We start from the raw sequence: 15,535 nt of genomic DNA on the forward strand, positions 1-15,535 counted from the left end.
CTTGGGCGCCGTAACGGCAGCTCCTATATGGAACCTGTCCTGTAGCGGACATCAGTTCCCGAGGAGTAAGCCGTGGCCCAGCAGTCCCAGACCGCCCCGATGATCATCGACGTCGTCGCCGACGTGGTCTGCCCCTGGTGCTATCTCGGCTGGCGACGTCTGAAGTCGGCCCTGGCCCTGCGCCCCGACGTCGAGGCCAAGCTGATCTGGCGGCCGTACCAATTGGACCCGACGCTTCCCGAGGAAGGCGTCGACCGCAAACAGTACATGGCCAGCAAGTTCAAGGACCCAGAGAAGCTGAAAGCCGCCCACGCGACCCTGGTCGAGGGCGGCGCCGAGGAAGGCATCCGCTTCGACTTCGAGGCGATCGAGTTCTCACCCAACACCAACGCCGCCCATCGCCTGATCCGCTGGGCCCTGACGGCGGGCGCGCAGGACGAGGTCGTCGAGGCGCTGTTCAAGGCCTATTTCACCGACGGCCTCGACATCGGCGACCCGATGGTGCTGGGCGACATCGCCGAGGCCGTCGGCATGGAGCGGATGGTCGTGCTGCAACTGCTGTCGGAAGGCGCCGACAAGGAGGCCGTGGCTCGCGAACACGCCATGGCCGTGCAGGGCGGCGTCACGGGCGTGCCGTTCGCCATCTTCGCGGGCAAGCTCGCCGTGGTCGGGGCCGAATCCCCGGAACGCATCGCCCAGGCGATTGACCAAGCGCTGGCGTCGGCCTCCTGATCGCGCCCGCCAAGCATCCGGGTCGGCCTCGAGAGACGCCAAACTTCAAGCCGCTTGCTTTTTGCGCCGCGACAAGCGCATAAGGCCGCTCATCAAGCCTCGTTTCTCCGTCTGGGAGTCGTCCCGACCGCGAAACGAGGCTATTTTCGTTTGAATTCGACCAAGAAGCGGTCCGAGGGAAGCGTTACAGGCTTCAGGGGGCCCGATTTGGTCATTGGCGCGAGCCGCGCGTTTGTGTGTGCGGCCCGCAAATGAACTGGACCCATATGCCCTTCCCCGCCTCCCACCCCGCTCTCGAGCGGGCTCTCGCCGCTCAAGGCTACCTCGAGCCCACCCCCGTCCAGGCCGCCGTGCTGGAAGCCGACGCCGAGGGCCGCGACCTGCTGGTCAGCGCCCAGACCGGCTCTGGCAAGACCGTGGCTTTCGGCCTGGCCGCCGCCCCCACCCTGCTGGGCGACGAAGAGATCTTTGGCCGCGCCGCCGCCCCGCTGGCCCTGGTCATCGCCCCGACCCGCGAGCTGGCCATCCAGGTCAATCGCGAGCTGACGTGGCTCTACGCCCAGGCCATGGCCGTGGTGGTCAATTGCGTCGGCGGCATGGACGCTCGCCGCGAACAGCGCGCCCTGAACTACGGGGCCCACATCGTCGTCGGCACCCCGGGCCGCCTGCGCGACCACATCGAGCGCGGTCACCTGGACCTGTCGGAGCTGAAGGTCGCCGTCCTCGACGAGGCCGACGAGATGCTCGACATGGGCTTCCGCGAGGACCTGGAGTTCATCCTCGACGCCGCGCCGGCCAAGCGCCGCACCCTGCTGTTCTCGGCGACCCTGGCGCGCGACATCGTGCAACTGGCCAAGAGCTACCAGAACGACGCCATCCGCATCGACACCATCGGCCGCAACGAGCCGCACCGTGATATCGAATATCGCGCCGTCCGCGTCGCGCCCAACGAGGTCGAGCACGCGGTCGTCAACCTGCTGCGCTATTTCGAAAGCCCCGGCGCCCTGGTGTTCGCCAACACTCGTGAGAGCGTCCGCTCGCTGCATTCCAAGCTGCGCGAGCGCGGTTTCGACGTCGTCGGCCTCTCGGGCGAGCTTTCCCAGCGCGAACGCGCCGACGCCCTGCAGGCCCTGCGCGACGGACACGCCCGCGTCTGCGTCGCCACCGACGTCGCCGCGCGCGGCCTCGACCTACCGGACCTCGGCCTGGTCATCCACGCCGAGCTGCCGGTCAACAAGGCCACCCTGCTGCACCGTTCGGGCCGCACCGGCCGGGCCGGCAAGAAGGGCGTCTCGGCCCTGGTCGTCCCCTACACCCGCCGCCGCAAGGCCGAGCAGCTGCTGATGGCCGCCGGCGTCGAAGGTCAATGGGGCGGCGCCCCGACCGCCGACGAGATCCGCGTCAAGGACACCGAGCGCCTGCTCGACGATCCGATCTTCTCCGAGCCCGCCAACGAGGACGACGCCGGCCTGGTCGCCGCCATGCTGGAAAAGCGCACGCCGGAAGAGCTGGCCGCCGCCCTGATCCGCGCCCGTCGCGCCAAGCTGCCGGCCCCCGAAGAAATCTACGACGACCCGCGCCACGGCGCCGATCCGGGTCCGCGCGGCCGTGAGCCGCGTGAATTCGGCGGTGAGCGCGATTTTGGCGACCGTCCCGAGCGCGAGCCTCGCGTCAGCATGGACGGTTCGGAGTGGTTCCGTCTCAACACCGGTCGCCGCAACAACGCCGACCCCAAGTGGCTGATCCCGCTGATCTGCCGCCTTGGCCACATCACCAAGAAGGACATCGGCGCGATCCGGATCTTCGACTACGACACCAAGTTCGAGATCTCGGCCGAGGCGGCCGTGAAGTTCGGCGCGGCGGTCCAGCAGACGGTGCGTGAGGACGTCTCGATCACCCCGACCACGGCGCCGGCCGCCCGCGAAGCCGGCCCGCGTCGCGAATATGCGCCGCGCCCTCCTCGCGAACATGGTGCGCGCGACGACGCCGCGCCGCGTGAGTACAAGCCCCGTCCGCCCCGTGACGACGCGCCGCGTGCGCCGCGCGCCAACGCGCCGGGCTCGCGCGATCATACCCCGCGTCCGTCCAGCTATGGCGACGACGGCGTCAGCAACGCCAAGCCGTATGGGCGCGGCGAAGAGCCGAAGGGCGACTACAAGCCCCGCGAGTTCAAGCCCCGCGCCCCGCGCGGCGATGACGCGCCGCGTGATTTCAAACCACGCGCCCCGCGAGACGAAGCGCCGCGTCCCTACTCGCCGCAGGACGCCGACAGCCCGAAGCGCGCCTACAAGCCGCGCGCCGAGGCCGGCGCTGATGCACCGCGCGAATTTAAGCGCGCGCCGCGTCCGGACGGCGATGGCCCTAAGAAGCCCTTCAAGAAAGCGTTCGGCGACAACGCCGCCGGCGCCAAGCCGTACACGCCCAAGCCCTATGCCGGTAAGCGCGACGACGCGGGGCCCGGCAAGCCGTTCAAGGGCCCCAAGCCCTTCAAGGCCAAGAGCTTCGACGGCAAGCCGGCCGGTAAGCCGTTCAAGAAGAAGTAGTTAGACGAAGATCCTCCCCCTCACGGGGGAGGATTTTTCCTATGCGGCCTGTCCCGCCGACCAGCCGGACGCCCAGGCCCACTGGAAGTTATAGCCGCCCAGCCAGCCGGTGACGTCGACGACCTCGCCGATGAAATAGAGTCCCGGCACGGCCTTGGCCTCCAGGGTGCGCGAGTCCAGGGCGTCCGTATCGACGCCGCCCAGCGTCACTTCCGCCGTGCGATAGCCTTCCGAGCCGACCGGCTTGAAGGTCCAGGCGTTGACCGCCGCGGCCAGCCGGCCCAGCACCTTGTCGGAACAGTCGGCGATGTTTCCCCCCCTTTTGCTTTCGGGCGCGCCCTCCTCATCGTCGGCGATGAGTTGCGCCACGCGCTTGGGCAGCAGGGTCGAGAGCACCGTGGCGACCGCCTGGCGGGGAGTCGCCGTGCGGGCCGCCTTCAGCGCCGCCAGCGCGTCGACGCCCGGCGCCATGTCGACCCGGATCTCGTCGCCCTCGCGCCAGTAGGACGAGATCTGCAGGATCGAGGGCCCGGACAGGCCTCGATGCGTAAATAGCATCCCTTCGCGAAACTTGGTCTTGCCGTGGGCGACCACGGCGTCCAGCGCCACGCCCGACAGCGGCGTCAAGCGCGCCAGCATTCCGGCCTCGAAGGTCAGAGGGACCAGCGCCGGACGCGTCTCGACGATGTTCAGCCCGAACTGCTTGGCGATCTCGTAGCCCAGTCCCGTCGCGCCCATCTTCGGGATCGACTTGCCGCCGCAAGCCACCACAAGTGACGCGCAGCGCACCGCGCCGGAAGATAGTTCAACCTCGAAGCCGGTCTCGGTCTTGGCCACGTCCTGGAAGCCCGTTTCCAGCCGCAGCTTGACGCCGGCGGCCTTCATCTCGGTCAGCAGCATGTCGATGATCTGCTTGGCCGAGCCGTCGCAGAACAGCTGCCCCAGGGTCTTCTCGTGATAGGCGATGCCGTACCGCTCGACGAGCGCGATGAAATCCTTCGGCCTATAGCGGCGCAGAGCCGACAGGGCGAACTTCGGGTTGGCCGACAGGAAATTATGGATCGACGCGCCGGTGTTGGTGAAATTGCATCGGCCGCCGCCGCTGATGCGGATCTTCTCGCCTGGCGCCTTGGCGTGGTCCACGATCAGCACCGAGCGCCCGCGCTTGCCGGCCTCTATGGCGCACATCATACCGGCGGCGCCCGCGCCGATCACCAGGACGTCGAAGTTTTCCAAGGTCTTCCCAATATTTGTTCGCGTCCGTTCGACCGGACGCGCGTCGGGAAGTCAATCAGCCCCGTGGCGATAGATCACCGCGCGTCGATACGTGGGCGCCCCGCCGCGAATGAATGCTCAAAGGCGGCCAGAACGCTTGACCTTCCCGCGAGAGGCGCTACGACGCACGCCCCTCCCGACTGACAACATCGAGCCATCCCATGACGGCCGCCCCCCCCGCGCCGAAGACTGGCGCGCCGACCATTGGCGTCGACTTTGGCACCACCAACACCGTCGTTTCGCTGACGCGCGGCGACGATGACGCGCATCTGGTCCGCTTCTCCATCGACAACCGCGACCTGTTCGCCTTCCGCTCGGCGCTGAGCTTCCACAGCGTCCAGGGCGAGGCCGGCGCCGCGAACGAACGCGTGGTAGAGGCCGGCCCCTGGGCCATCGAGTCCTATCTGGAAGATCCGCTGGAGACGCGGTTCATCCAGTCGTTCAAGACCTTCGCCGCCTCGAGGGCCTTTACCGAGACGCGGATCCTCAACAAGCGCTACCAGTTCGAGGACCTGCTGGCCGCCTTCCTGCTGCGTCTGCAGGAGCACGCGGCGGGCCAGCTGGACGCCCTGCCCCCGAGGGTCATCGTCGGCCGCCCCGTGACCTTCGCCGGCTCCTCGCCGGACGAGAGCCTGGCCCTAAACCGCTATGAGGAAGCGTTCAAGCGCCTGGGCTTCACCGACATCCGCTACGCCTACGAGCCCGTCGGCGCGGCCTTCTTCTTCGCCCGGCAGCTGAAGCAGGACGCCACGGTGCTGGTGGCCGACTTCGGCGGCGGCACGAGCGACTTCTCGCTGGTCCGCTTCGAGCGCGACGCCGACGGCACGCTGCGCTCGACGCCGCTGTCGCGCTCGGGCGTCGGCATCGCCGGCGACGCCTTCGACTACCGGATCATCGACCAGCTGGTCTCGCCCGAGCTGGGCAAGGGCTCGGACTATCGCTCGTTCTCCAACAGCCTGCCCATACCGCAGCGCTACTACGCCGCCTTCGCCCGCTGGGACCAGTTGGCCCTGCTGCGCGCCTCCAAGGACATGCGCGACATCCGCGCCCTGGAGCGGACGGCCGTGGAGCCGGAGAAGATCGCCGCCCTGATCGAGGTGCTGGACGGCAACCACGGCTACGCCCTCTACAAGTCGGTCTCGGCGCTGAAGGAGGCGCTGTCGGCCCAGACGGAGGCGACGTTTCACTTCGCCGCCGGCTCGGTCGAGATCGAGAAACAGGTCCAGCGCGGCGAGTTCGAAAGCTGGATCGCCCCGGAGCTGGCCGCTATCGAGACCGCCGTCGGCGAGGCCCTTGAGCGCGCCAACCTGACCGAGGCCGGCGTCGACCGCGTCTTCCTGACCGGCGGCAGCTCGTTCGTGCCGGCCGTGCGCGAGATCTTCCTGCGCCGGTTCGGGGCCGAGAAGATCGAGAGCGGCGGTGAGTTCGAATCGATCGCCTCCGGCCTGGCCCTGATCGGCCGCGAGAACGATCTCGACCTGTGGACCATGCGGGCCGGCTAGACCTTTCGGTCGCATGGCCCCGATCCGGGGTTTCACATAAGGTAACGCGAACGATTCGCGTCGCGACCTTGTGGGGCAACGAGTCCAGTGCCGATTTCGTACCTCTCCGCCGCCCAGATCGCCGCCCTGTCGGCGTCAACGATCACCAATCTCTCGACCACCAAGCTGGAGACCCTGGCCAGCACCCAGGTCGCCGCGCTGTCGAACACGGCGCTGGGCGGCCTGTCGGCCAGCCAGGTCTCGGCCCTGTCGAACACCGCCGTGAAGGGCCTGACGGCCACCCAGATCCCGGCCTTCGCCCAGAACCTGATCTTCGACGCCGAGCAGCTGGCGGCGTTCAGCGGCGGGCAGTTGAACGCCCTGACCTCGACCCAGCTGGCCAAGCTGGACACCGAGCGGCTGGAGAAGCTGAGCGCGGCCCAGATCGGCGCGCTGGACGCCACACACTTCACAGGCCTGGATGGCACGCAGATCACGGCTCTGACCACCACCCAGGTCAAGAGCCTGACCGCCGTGCAGATCGGCGCCATGCGTCTGGAGGATCTGGGCGAGATGTGGCCCGATCAGCTGCAGGCCCTGTCGCCGACCCAGCTGTCGGCCTTGCCCGCCACCCTGATCCCCGCCTTGGACGACCTGCAGTTCGCCGCCCTGTCGACCACCCAACTGAAGGGTCTGACGGCCACCCAGGTCGGATCGCTGTCCCTGGATCAGCTGACCGAGCTCGATACGGACTTCAACGTCTTCTCGGCGGCGCAGTTGGGCGGACTGAGCAGCACCCAGACCGGCTCCCTGTCCGACACCCAGTTCAAGGCCCTGACCGCCACCCAGCTGGCGGGCCTGTCCAGCAGCGGCTTCGCGGGGCTATCGGCCACCAAGGTCGCCGCCCTGACCGCCAGCCAGATCGGCGGCCTGACCGCCGCCCAGGTCAGGACGTTGAGCGTCACCGACTTCACCAAGCTGACCGCGACCCAGGTGGCGGGCTTCACGGCGGGGCAGCTATCGGCGCTGTCGACCGACAACTTCAACGCCCTGTCGGCCACCCAGATCGCGGCCCTGACCCCGACCCAGTTGGCGGGCTTGGCCGCCACCCAGATCGCCGGGCTGACGGCCACCGACTTCGCCGAGCTCTCGACGACGCAGTTCCTGAGCCTGAGTTCCAACCAGTTCGGCGGCCTGTCGGTCGAGAACCTCTCAGGCCTGGACGCGACCGCCTTCCAGACGATCAGCACGACCCAGATCTCCGGCTTGACGGCGACCCAACTGGCGGGCCTGACGACCGCGGACATGGCCGAGTTCTCGACCACGCAGGTGCGCGCCCTGACCAGCGCCCAGCTGGGCGCGATCTCGATCACCGACCTGGCGGCTTTGTCGGCCACCCAGGTCACCGCCCTGACGACCAGCGCGCTGAGGGGCCTGTCGCCCTATCAGATGCGCAGCTTCTCGCACGCCGAGTTCAGCCAGCTCACCGCGACGCAGGTCCAGTCGTTGAGCTCCACCCAGATCGGCGCGTTGGGTACCTCGGTGATCGCGGGGCTGACGACGACCCAGGTCGGCTACCTGCTGCCGGCCCAAATCCCGGGCCTGACCCTGGCCCAGCTGGACTGGCTGTCGTCAACCAACCTGTCGGTCATGACCCCGCTGCAGGTCGGCGCCCTGACCCCGACCCAGGTCGCCAGTCTTTAGGTCGGAAAGCCCGCGGGGCGGAAAGCTTCTAGACGAAGCGCGTCGCTCCAGCGTCTGATGGCTCCGCTCCAAGGAGGCGTTGCATGATCCGATCCGCCCTTCCCGTTCTCGCCGCCGCCAGCCTGCTGATCGCTGCGCCCGCCCTGGCTCAGACTGGCCCGCTGGGCGCGATCGGTCTCTGGAAGATCGATCTGGCGGCCTCGCGCTTCAACGAGGCCCTGACCGGTCCCGCGCCGCTGAGCGCGGAGGTCGACATCACCAAGGACGACGGCAAGAGCCTGGCCTGGACGCTGATCGAGGAAGACGAAACCGGCCTGGCCGCCATTCAGTTCGCCGACGCGCCGCTGGATGGCACGCCGACCAAGGCCGTGGTCAACACCCAGATCGTGATGATCAGCGTCCGCCGCGACGGGAAGAGCGGCATCACCGCCGTGACCAGCAATAAGAGCGGCCGCAAGCAGTCGATGAAGGTCTGGCTGGTCGACGCCGACACGCTGAAGGTCGAACAGGACGTCGACGGCCAGTCCGGCCCGCCGGACCAGAGCCTGACCTTCAAGCGGGCGCGCTAGCGGCCCAGGGTCTTGGCCAGGTAGTTGGCCAGGGCGTCGACCCGTGCTGGACGCGGGCCGCCGGGCGGCATGACCAGGTGCAGGGCGATCGGGGCGGCGGTCCAGTCGACCAGGATCTCCTCCAGCCGGCCGTCGGCCACGGCCGGGCCGACAATGAAGTCCGGCAGCACCGCCACCCCGACGCCAGCGATCAGCGAAGGAACGAGCACGTCGCCGTTATTGGCGCGGATCACCGACTTGGGGCGCACCGAGGCTTCCTCGCCGCCGCGCTGGAAGCGCCAGGTCTCGGGCGCGGCTTGGTGCCCGTAGGTCAGGCCGCGATGCTCGGCCAGGCCCGCCGGGTGGCCCGGCCGACCGTGCTTCTCCCAATAGGCCGGCGCGGCGACGACGTGCCGTTTTACGCCCCGCAGGCGGCGGGCGACCAATGAGCTGTCTGGCAGCGACGCCACGCGCAGGGCGAGGTCGAAGCCCATGCCGACCAGGTCGACCGTGGCGTCCGACAGGTGCAGGTCGACCGAGACATCCGGATAGGCCTCGAAGAATCCCGGCAGCGCCGGCCCCAGGGTGGTGATGCCCAGCGACATCGGCACGGCCATCCGTACCGTTCCACGCGGCGCCGAGGACTGGCTGGACGCTTCCTCCTCGGCGGCTTGCGCTTCGGCCAGCACGCGGCTGGCGCGCTCGACCAGGGACTGGCCTGCGTCGGTCAAGGCCAGACGGCGCGAAGTGCGATTGAAGAGGCGCGCGCCCAGGCGTTCCTCCAGGCGGGTCACCGCCTTCGACACCGTGGCCTTGGACATGGCCAGCTCCTCGGCGGCGGCGGCGAACGAGCGCAGCTCCACCACCTTGGCGAACACGGCGAGGCCTTCGAGATCGGGCAGCTTGGACATGATGAGAGTTTAGTTTTGGAAACAATGAGTTTCAACAGTTTCCATTTCGGATCCTGCGAGATCCCTTATCTTCTCCTCAACAGGACGCGCCGACGCGGCGCAACAGAGGGCCACGGCCCAGAGGGAAAGAAAGGTTAGAGCCATGATCGATCGCAGACCGTTCGACAAGCTTGGCGGCGCCAACCACGGTTGGCTGAACGCCAAGCACCACTTCTCGTTCGCCAGCTACTACGATCCCAGCAACATGAACTGGGGCGCCCTGCGGGTGTGGAACGACGACGAAATCGCCCCGAACACGGGCTTTCCGCCGCATCCGCACAGCGACATGGAAATCATCACCTATGTCCGCGACGGCGCGATCACTCACCAGGACAGCCTGGGCAACAAGGGTCGCACCGAAGCCGGCGACGTCCAGGTGATGAGCGCTGGCACGGGCATCCGTCACTCGGAGTACAACCTCGAGCCGGAAACCACCCGGATCTTCCAGATCTGGATCGAGCCCAAGACCTTCGGCGCGGCTCCCTCGTGGGGCGCCAAGCCGTTCCCGAAGGGCGACCGCTCGGGCAAGTTCGTGACCCTGGCTTCGGGCTTTTCGGATGACGCCGACGCCCTGCCGATCCGCACCGACGCCCGCGTTCTGGGCGCGACGCTGAAGGCCGGCGAGAGCACCACCTACGCCCTAGGCAAGGACCGCAGCGGCTACCTGGTCCCGGCCGTCGGGGTCGTCGAGGTCAACGGCGTCAAGCTGAACGCCCGCGACGGCGCCGGCATCAAGGACGAGGACGTGATCACCGTCACCGCTCTCGAAGACGCCGAACTGGTCCTGGTCGACGCCGCCTAAGCGCGACCGCTTCGTTCAAGAGCCGGCGCGAGGAAACTGAAATCCTCGCGCCGACTTTCCTCACCGACACCCCGTTCAAGGAAGCCGCAAATGGCCAAGGTTCTCGTTCTCTACTACTCCTCGTACGGCCACATCGAGACCATGGCCAAGGCCGTGGCCGAAGGCGCCCGTGAGGCCGGCGCGACCGTCGACATCAAGCGCGTACCGGAAACCGCCCCGCCTGAAGTCGCCAAGAACGCCCACTTCAAGCTCGATCAGGACGCTCCGGTGGCCTCCATCGCCGATCTGGCCGACTACGACGCGATCATCGTCGGCACGGGCACCCGCTTCGGCCGCATGAGTTCGCAGATGGCGGCTTTCCTCGACCAGGCCGGCGGCCTGTGGGCCCGCGGCGCCCTGCACGGCAAGGTCGGCGGCGCGTTCACCTCGACGGCGACGCAGCACGGCGGCCAGGAGACCACCCTGTTCTCGATCATCACCAACCTGCTGCACTTCGGCATGGTGATCGTGGGCATGGACTACGGTCACGCCGGCCAGATGACGCTGGATGAAATCACCGGCGGCAGCCCCTACGGCGCCACCACCATCGCCGGCGGCGACGGTTCGCGTCAGCCCAGCGAAAACGAACTGACTGGCGCTCGCTACCAAGGCCGCAAGATCGCCGAGACCGCCCTGAAACTGCACGGCTGATCCCTCCCCCCAAGGGATCCAAAGCCCCAGCCGCCGTCCGCACCCTCCCCCATGGCGGACGGCCAACGACCGCCCCGAGGCTCCCCCGCCTCGGGGCGGTTCTGTCTTGGTCTAGTGGTTGGGGTCGAAGTCCGCCTTCGCGCCCGTCACATAGGCGTCCCACTCGGCCGGCGTATGAAAGTCCAGGCCCTTATCCCAGGCCGCGCCCATGTAGTAGACGAACGGCTTGCCCGGCTCGACCTTGATCAGGATCAGGTAGTTGTCGAAGTCCTGGCGCACCTCGACGACTGACTTAGGATCGACCATCAGGGCGATGGCCATCGAGCCCTTGTCCGGATCCGCCGGCTCCCAGAAGGTCACGCGCCCGGGCGCCAGGTCCTTCCTGAACACGCCCGAGCCGCTGGCGCGCTTGCGCTTGCTGATGCCGATGCCGACCACCAGAGGGCCCGGCTTGTCGGAGCTGATGGTCGAGACCATCCGCGTGAAGTTTGTGCCCAGCGGCAGGGTGAAGGTCCGCGTCTCCCAGACCTTGCGATCCACATCGACCGGCCACGGCGCGTAGTCGACGCTGAACCTGGCCACGTCAGGGCCATTCTGGATCATCTTCCAGCTGGACCAGTTGCGCGAGGTCCAAAGCTTGTTATCCCGCCAGACGCCCAGACCGCCGGCGCCTCGGCCCGTGCCGACGTCGTAGAAATCGAGACCCTCGCCGTGGTTGGCGTGCTGATCTCCGGTTTTCAGCTGGCGGTCCATATAGGGCCAGCGCTCGCTCTTGCCCCAGGCGTCGATGCCCGAAGTCGACGGCGGCTCAGCCTTCTCCAGATCGCGGCTGTAGATCCTGTGCGCGGTGCGGTCGTTCTCCCAGAGGATGTCGTTGAAGCGGTACGGAGCCAGCACGACCGCGGCGCGCGGCTTCTGGCCCTCGGCGTCGGGCTTCTCCAGCGGCTTGGCCGGGCCGTGTTCCTGCGCATGGGCCACGCCCCACGACAGTGTGAGAGCGGCCGCGAAGGCCAGGATCGCCAGCATGCTGCTTCCTCCCAGAAGTCGTGCTTTCGGTATAGCGCGCGCCGGAAATTGGTCTAGCCAAAATCTAGGATTGGATAATCCAACGCCTCAGCCGGCCTTGGCGCGCACCACGGCGACCAGCCAGCCGCCGCCCCAGGGGGTGTTGATCACCGCCTCGTCCAGCACCTCGCCCATCACTTTCAGACGATGCCACAGGCGCAGGGGCTTGAGCGCCAGCCACATGGTTAGGCCCACGGCGCCGCCAGACTTGAGGTTCGGGGCGTAGTGGGCGACGAGGTTCTCCACCTCGCCCAGGTGCTCGAGGCATTCGGAGAACACCACGACGTCGAACGTCTCGTCGGTCGCGAAGGTCCTGCCGTCGCCTAGCAGCATCTTGACCTCGCCAATGGCGATCTCCGGCGCGAGGCGCACCTCGCCGCGCTCGACAGCCGGTCTGGAGAAGTCGACCCCGACATAGCGGGCCGGCCGGTGAGCGCGCAGGGCCTCGTAGAAGACCCCCTCGCCCGCCCCGATCTCCAGCACGCGCGGATTAGGCCAGCGGTCGGCGATCATGGCGGCCAGCAGGCGATGGTGGTGACGCTGGTCGGAGCGGCTCAGGCGGTCGTAGACGCCACCCTGGTACTCGGCATCCCACTTCTCGACCGGCGCGGCGACGATCGGCTTGCCCCGCTTGCGCATGAAAAGCTCGCCCAGCCACGGTCGGTCCAGCGACAGAAGCTCGGTGAAACGACGCCAGCGCAGATAGGCCATTGAATTCCCCCGATGCCTCGGACCCGGATAGGAAAAGGGCCCGACGCTGACCAGCGCCGGGCCCCTTAAGCCACGCCTTGTTGTGGCCCCTACTTCTTGTTGGCCAGCGCAGCCTGCGCCGCCGCCAGGCGCGCGATCGGCACGCGGTAGGGCGAGCACGACACGTAGTCGAGGCCGACCGTCTCGCAGAAGCTGATCGAGGCCGGGTCGCCGCCGTGCTCGCCACAGATGCCCAGCTTGACGTCGGGACGGACCGCGCGGCCGCGCTCGGCGGCGATGCGGATCAGGTCGCCGACGCCTTCCTGGTCGAGGCTGACGAAGGGATCCTTCTCGAAGATCCCCTTGTCGATATAGGCGCCCAGGAATTTGCCGGCGTCGTCGCGGCTGATGCCGAACGTCGTCTGGGTCAGGTCGTTGGTGCCGAAGCTGAAGAACTCGGCGTTGGCGGCGAGATCCCCGGCCCGCAGGGCCGCGCGGGGCAGCTCGATCATGGTGCCGACGGTGTACTTCAGATCGACGCCCTGCTCTTCCAGCACCGCCTTGGCGACACGGTCGGTCAGGTCGCGCAGGTACTTCATCTCCTCGCCCTTGGCGACCAGCGGGTGCATGATCTCGGGAACGGGAGCGGCCTTGCCAGACTTGGCGATCTCGCAGGCGGCCTCGATGATGGCGCGGACCTGCATCTCGTAGATTTCGGGGTAGGAGACGCCCAGGCGGCAGCCGCGGTGGCCCAGCATCGGGTTGGTCTCATGCAGCTCCTTGGCGCGGCGCATCAGCTTGGCGGCGTCGAGGCCGGTGGCGGTGGCCACGGCTTCCACGTCCTCCTCGGTGTGCGGCAGGAACTCGTGCAGCGGCGGATCCAGCAGGCGGATCGTGACCGGCAGGCCTTCCATGATCGTGAACAGCTCGACGAAGTCGGCCTTCTGGAACGGCGCGATCTTGGCCAGGGCCGCGCGGCGGCCCTTCTCGTCGTCGGCCAGGATCATCTCGCGCACGGCGGCGATGCGGGTGTCGTCGAAGAACATGTGCTCGGTGCGGCACAGGCCGATACCCTCCGCGCCGAACTGGCGGGCGGTCTTGGCGTCCAGCGGCGTCTCGGCGTTGGCCCGCACCTTCAGGCGACGGACCTGGTCGGCCCAGCCCATCAGAGTCGCGAAGTCGCCGGTCAGCTCGGGCTCGATCATCTTCGGCGAACCGGCCAGGATCTCGCCGGTCGAGCCGTCGATGGTGATCACCTCGCCGGCCTTGAACTCGCGCCCACGGGCCCGGAACAGGCCTTCCTTGGGGAAGATCGAGACGTCGCCAGCGCCGGAGACGCAGGGACGGCCCATGCCGCGCGCCACGACGGCGGCGTGGCTGGTCATGCCGCCCCGGGCCGTGATGATGCCGCGCGCGGCGTGCATGCCGTGGATATCTTCCGGAGAGGTCTCCTCGCGCACCAGGATGACGCTTTCGCCGGCGGCGGCGGCTTTCTCGGCGGCGTCGCTGTCGAAGACCACCTTGCCGGTCGCCGCGCCGGGCGAGGCCGGCAGACCGGTGGTGATCACGTCGCGATGAGCGGTCGGGTCGATGGTCGGGTGCAGCAATTGGTCCAGCGAGGCCGGCTCGACGCGGCCGATCGCTTCTTCCTTGCTGATCACGCCCTCGGCGGCCATGTCGACCGCCGTTTTCAGCGCGGCCTTGGCGGTGCGCTTGCCGTTGCGGGTTTGCAGCATGTAGAGCACGCCGCGTTCGACGGTGAACTCGATGTCCTGCATGTCGCGATAGTGGCGCTCCAGCGTCTCCACCACCGACTTGAACTGGGCGAACACCTCCGGCATCGCCTCTTCCATCGAGGGGGCGACGTCGCCCATCTCCTCGCGGGCGGCCTTGGTCAGGGACTGCGGCGTGCGGATGCCCGCCACCACGTCCTCGCCCTGGGCGTTGATCAGGAACTCGCCATACAGGCGGTTGTCGCCGTTCGACGGGTTGCGGGTGAAGGCCACCCCCGTCGCCGAGGTGTCGCCCATATTGCCGAACACCATCGACTGGATGTTCACGGCCGTGCCCCAACTCTCGGGGATGTCGTGCATGCGGCGATAGAACTTGGCGCGGTCGTTCATCCAGCTGGCGAACACGGCGCCGACGGCGCCCCACAGCTGCTCCTGGGCGTCCTGCGGGAAGGGCTTGCCCAGGTGATCCTGAACGGCGGCCTTGTAGTCCTTGATGACCTGGGCCCAGTCGTCGGCGGTCAGGCCGGTGTCGACGTTGATATCCAGGCGCTCCTTGTGGTCGTCCAGGATCTCCTCGAACATATGGTGCTCGAGGTTGAGCACGACGTTCGAGTACATCTGGATGAAGCGGCGATAGCTGTCATAGGCGAAGCGGCGGTCGCCCGACAGCTTGGCCAGGCCCTCGACGGTCTCGTCGTTGAGGCCAAGGTTCAGCACCGTGTCCATCATGCCCGGCATCGAGGCCCGCGCGCCCGAGCGCACCGAGACCAGCAACGGGTTGGCGACGTCGCCAAACTTTTTGCCGGTCAGCTCCTCGACCCTGGCCAGGCCGGCGGCGACCTGCTCGGTCAGCTCGGCCGGATACTGTCTGCCGTTGGAATAGTAGTGGACGCAGGCCTCGGTGGTGATGGTGAAGCCCGGCGGCACCGGCAGGCCCAGGGACGACATCTCAGCGAGATTGGCGCCCTTCCCCCCAAGCAGGTTCTTCATCGAGGCGTCGCCGTCCGCGCCGCCTCCGCCGAATGCATAAACCCAACGGGCCTTGGTCAATGTCTCAACCGGCATATGTTCTCACCCTGCGATCAGTGAAGAAGGCCGCGCCCCTCTTTAGGGGGTCGTCTCACCCTGGAACAGCGCTGCTTTGTCGTGATCCCGCAGTGCAATATCCGGGCGTCTCAGTAGCATCTAGCCCAAGAACGCGTCCACTGGCGCTTCGCGTTCCATGGCTCCACAAGAGAATTCGGCAAATAATTCCAATGACAACGTTGTCCGCTCGGATGAGTTGGCGAGGTTTCAAGCAATCGCGCCGCAAATCCGCGACT

The 15,535-nt window shown here is 67.7% G+C and carries 12 protein-coding genes; 7 read left to right on the forward strand and 5 right to left on the reverse strand.

The genetic code is table 11. The features are described from left to right. The first annotated feature begins 99 nt into the window (after positions 1-99). Both AC1RNC_RS08560 and AC1RNC_RS08565 read left to right on the forward strand, forming a co-directional pair. Positions 100-732, forward strand: coding sequence for a DsbA family oxidoreductase (locus tag AC1RNC_RS08560; protein ID WP_492885522.1), 633 nt, complete (start codon positions 100-102; stop codon positions 730-732). Positions 733-998: 266 nt separating this feature from the next. After that, on the forward strand, positions 999-3,275 hold the full coding sequence (locus AC1RNC_RS08565) for a DEAD/DEAH box helicase (protein ID WP_492885524.1): 2,277 nt from the start codon (positions 999-1,001) through the stop codon (positions 3,273-3,275). Positions 3,276-3,314: 39 nt separating this feature from the next. On the opposite strand, the gene AC1RNC_RS08570 is transcribed toward AC1RNC_RS08565, so the two are convergent. Continuing rightward, entirely contained in the window at positions 3,315-4,511 is a 1,197-nt protein-coding gene (locus AC1RNC_RS08570) for a BaiN/RdsA family NAD(P)/FAD-dependent oxidoreductase (protein WP_492885327.1), read from the reverse strand. Positions 4,512-4,711: 200 nt separating this feature from the next. Between AC1RNC_RS08570 and AC1RNC_RS08575 the strand changes: the two genes are divergently transcribed. The 3 genes from AC1RNC_RS08575 (at position 4,712) to AC1RNC_RS08585 (ending at position 8,304) form a co-directional block, all read left to right on the forward strand. After that, positions 4,712-6,052 (forward strand): Hsp70 family protein, encoded by a 1,341-nt coding sequence (locus AC1RNC_RS08575; RefSeq protein ID WP_492885329.1) that lies wholly within the window; start codon positions 4,712-4,714, stop codon positions 6,050-6,052. Between the two features lie 87 nt (positions 6,053-6,139). Further along, entirely contained in the window at positions 6,140-7,735 is a 1,596-nt protein-coding gene (locus AC1RNC_RS08580) for an ice nucleation protein (RefSeq protein ID WP_492885331.1), read from the forward strand. 83 nt (positions 7,736-7,818) lie between these two features. Beyond that, positions 7,819-8,304 (forward strand): hypothetical protein, encoded by a 486-nt coding sequence (locus tag AC1RNC_RS08585; protein WP_492885333.1) that lies wholly within the window; start codon positions 7,819-7,821, stop codon positions 8,302-8,304. On the opposite strand, the gene AC1RNC_RS08590 is transcribed toward AC1RNC_RS08585, so the two are convergent. Further along, positions 8,301-9,194, reverse strand: a complete 894-nt coding sequence (locus AC1RNC_RS08590) for a LysR family transcriptional regulator (protein WP_492885335.1) — start codon at positions 9,192-9,194, stop codon at positions 8,301-8,303. The genes AC1RNC_RS08585 and AC1RNC_RS08590 overlap by 4 nt on opposite strands. Before the next feature lie 142 nt (positions 9,195-9,336). On the opposite strand from AC1RNC_RS08590, the gene AC1RNC_RS08595 reads away from it, so the two are divergent. Then, positions 9,337-10,035 carry a pirin family protein gene (locus AC1RNC_RS08595; RefSeq protein ID WP_492839278.1) on the forward strand — a complete coding sequence of 233 codons (699 nt, stop codon included), beginning with the start codon at positions 9,337-9,339 and terminating at the stop codon, positions 10,033-10,035. Between the two features lie 90 nt (positions 10,036-10,125). Further along, on the forward strand, positions 10,126-10,725 hold the full coding sequence (wrbA, locus tag AC1RNC_RS08600; protein WP_492839280.1) for an NAD(P)H:quinone oxidoreductase: 600 nt from the start codon (positions 10,126-10,128) through the stop codon (positions 10,723-10,725). A 111-nt stretch (positions 10,726-10,836) separates the two neighbouring features. On the opposite strand, the gene AC1RNC_RS08605 is transcribed toward wrbA, so the two are convergent. The 3 genes from AC1RNC_RS08605 to ppdK form a co-directional block, all read right to left on the reverse strand. After that, on the reverse strand, positions 10,837-11,751 hold the full coding sequence (locus tag AC1RNC_RS08605; protein WP_492885338.1) for a DUF4861 family protein: 915 nt from the start codon (positions 11,749-11,751) through the stop codon (positions 10,837-10,839). An 87-nt stretch (positions 11,752-11,838) separates the two neighbouring features. Then, positions 11,839-12,501, reverse strand: coding sequence for a class I SAM-dependent methyltransferase (locus tag AC1RNC_RS08610; RefSeq protein ID WP_492885340.1), 663 nt, complete (start codon positions 12,499-12,501; stop codon positions 11,839-11,841). 89 nt (positions 12,502-12,590) lie between these two features. Beyond that, complete coding sequence (gene ppdK / locus AC1RNC_RS08615; protein ID WP_492885342.1) at positions 12,591-15,278, reverse strand: pyruvate, phosphate dikinase; 2,688 nt, start codon at positions 15,276-15,278, stop codon at positions 12,591-12,593. Positions 15,279-15,535: the final 257 nt, after the last annotated feature.

The organism is Caulobacter sp. GW822-FHT01G02, assembly GCF_058802865.1.

Excerpts from the sequence above, each read along its gene's own strand:
- AC1RNC_RS08565 (WP_492885524.1), top strand. The coding sequence starts at position 999 with ATGCCCTTCCCCGCCTCCCACCCCGCTCTCGAGCGGGCTCTCGCCGCT.
- AC1RNC_RS08590 (WP_492885335.1), bottom strand. The coding sequence starts at position 9,194 with ATGTCCAAGCTGCCCGATCTCGAAGGCCTCGCCGTGTTCGCCAAGGTG.
- AC1RNC_RS08605 (WP_492885338.1), bottom strand. The coding sequence starts at position 11,751 with ATGCTGGCGATCCTGGCCTTCGCGGCCGCTCTCACACTGTCGTGGGGC.
- AC1RNC_RS08595 (WP_492839278.1), top strand. The coding sequence starts at position 9,337 with ATGATCGATCGCAGACCGTTCGACAAGCTTGGCGGCGCCAACCACGGT.
- ppdK (WP_492885342.1), bottom strand. The coding sequence starts at position 15,278 with ATGCCGGTTGAGACATTGACCAAGGCCCGTTGGGTTTATGCATTCGGC.
- AC1RNC_RS08610 (WP_492885340.1), bottom strand. The coding sequence starts at position 12,501 with ATGGCCTATCTGCGCTGGCGTCGTTTCACCGAGCTTCTGTCGCTGGAC.
- AC1RNC_RS08560 (WP_492885522.1), top strand. The coding sequence starts at position 100 with ATGATCATCGACGTCGTCGCCGACGTGGTCTGCCCCTGGTGCTATCTC.
- AC1RNC_RS08585 (WP_492885333.1), top strand. The coding sequence starts at position 7,819 with ATGATCCGATCCGCCCTTCCCGTTCTCGCCGCCGCCAGCCTGCTGATC.
- wrbA (WP_492839280.1), top strand. The coding sequence starts at position 10,126 with ATGGCCAAGGTTCTCGTTCTCTACTACTCCTCGTACGGCCACATCGAG.
- AC1RNC_RS08575 (WP_492885329.1), top strand. The coding sequence starts at position 4,712 with ATGACGGCCGCCCCCCCCGCGCCGAAGACTGGCGCGCCGACCATTGGC.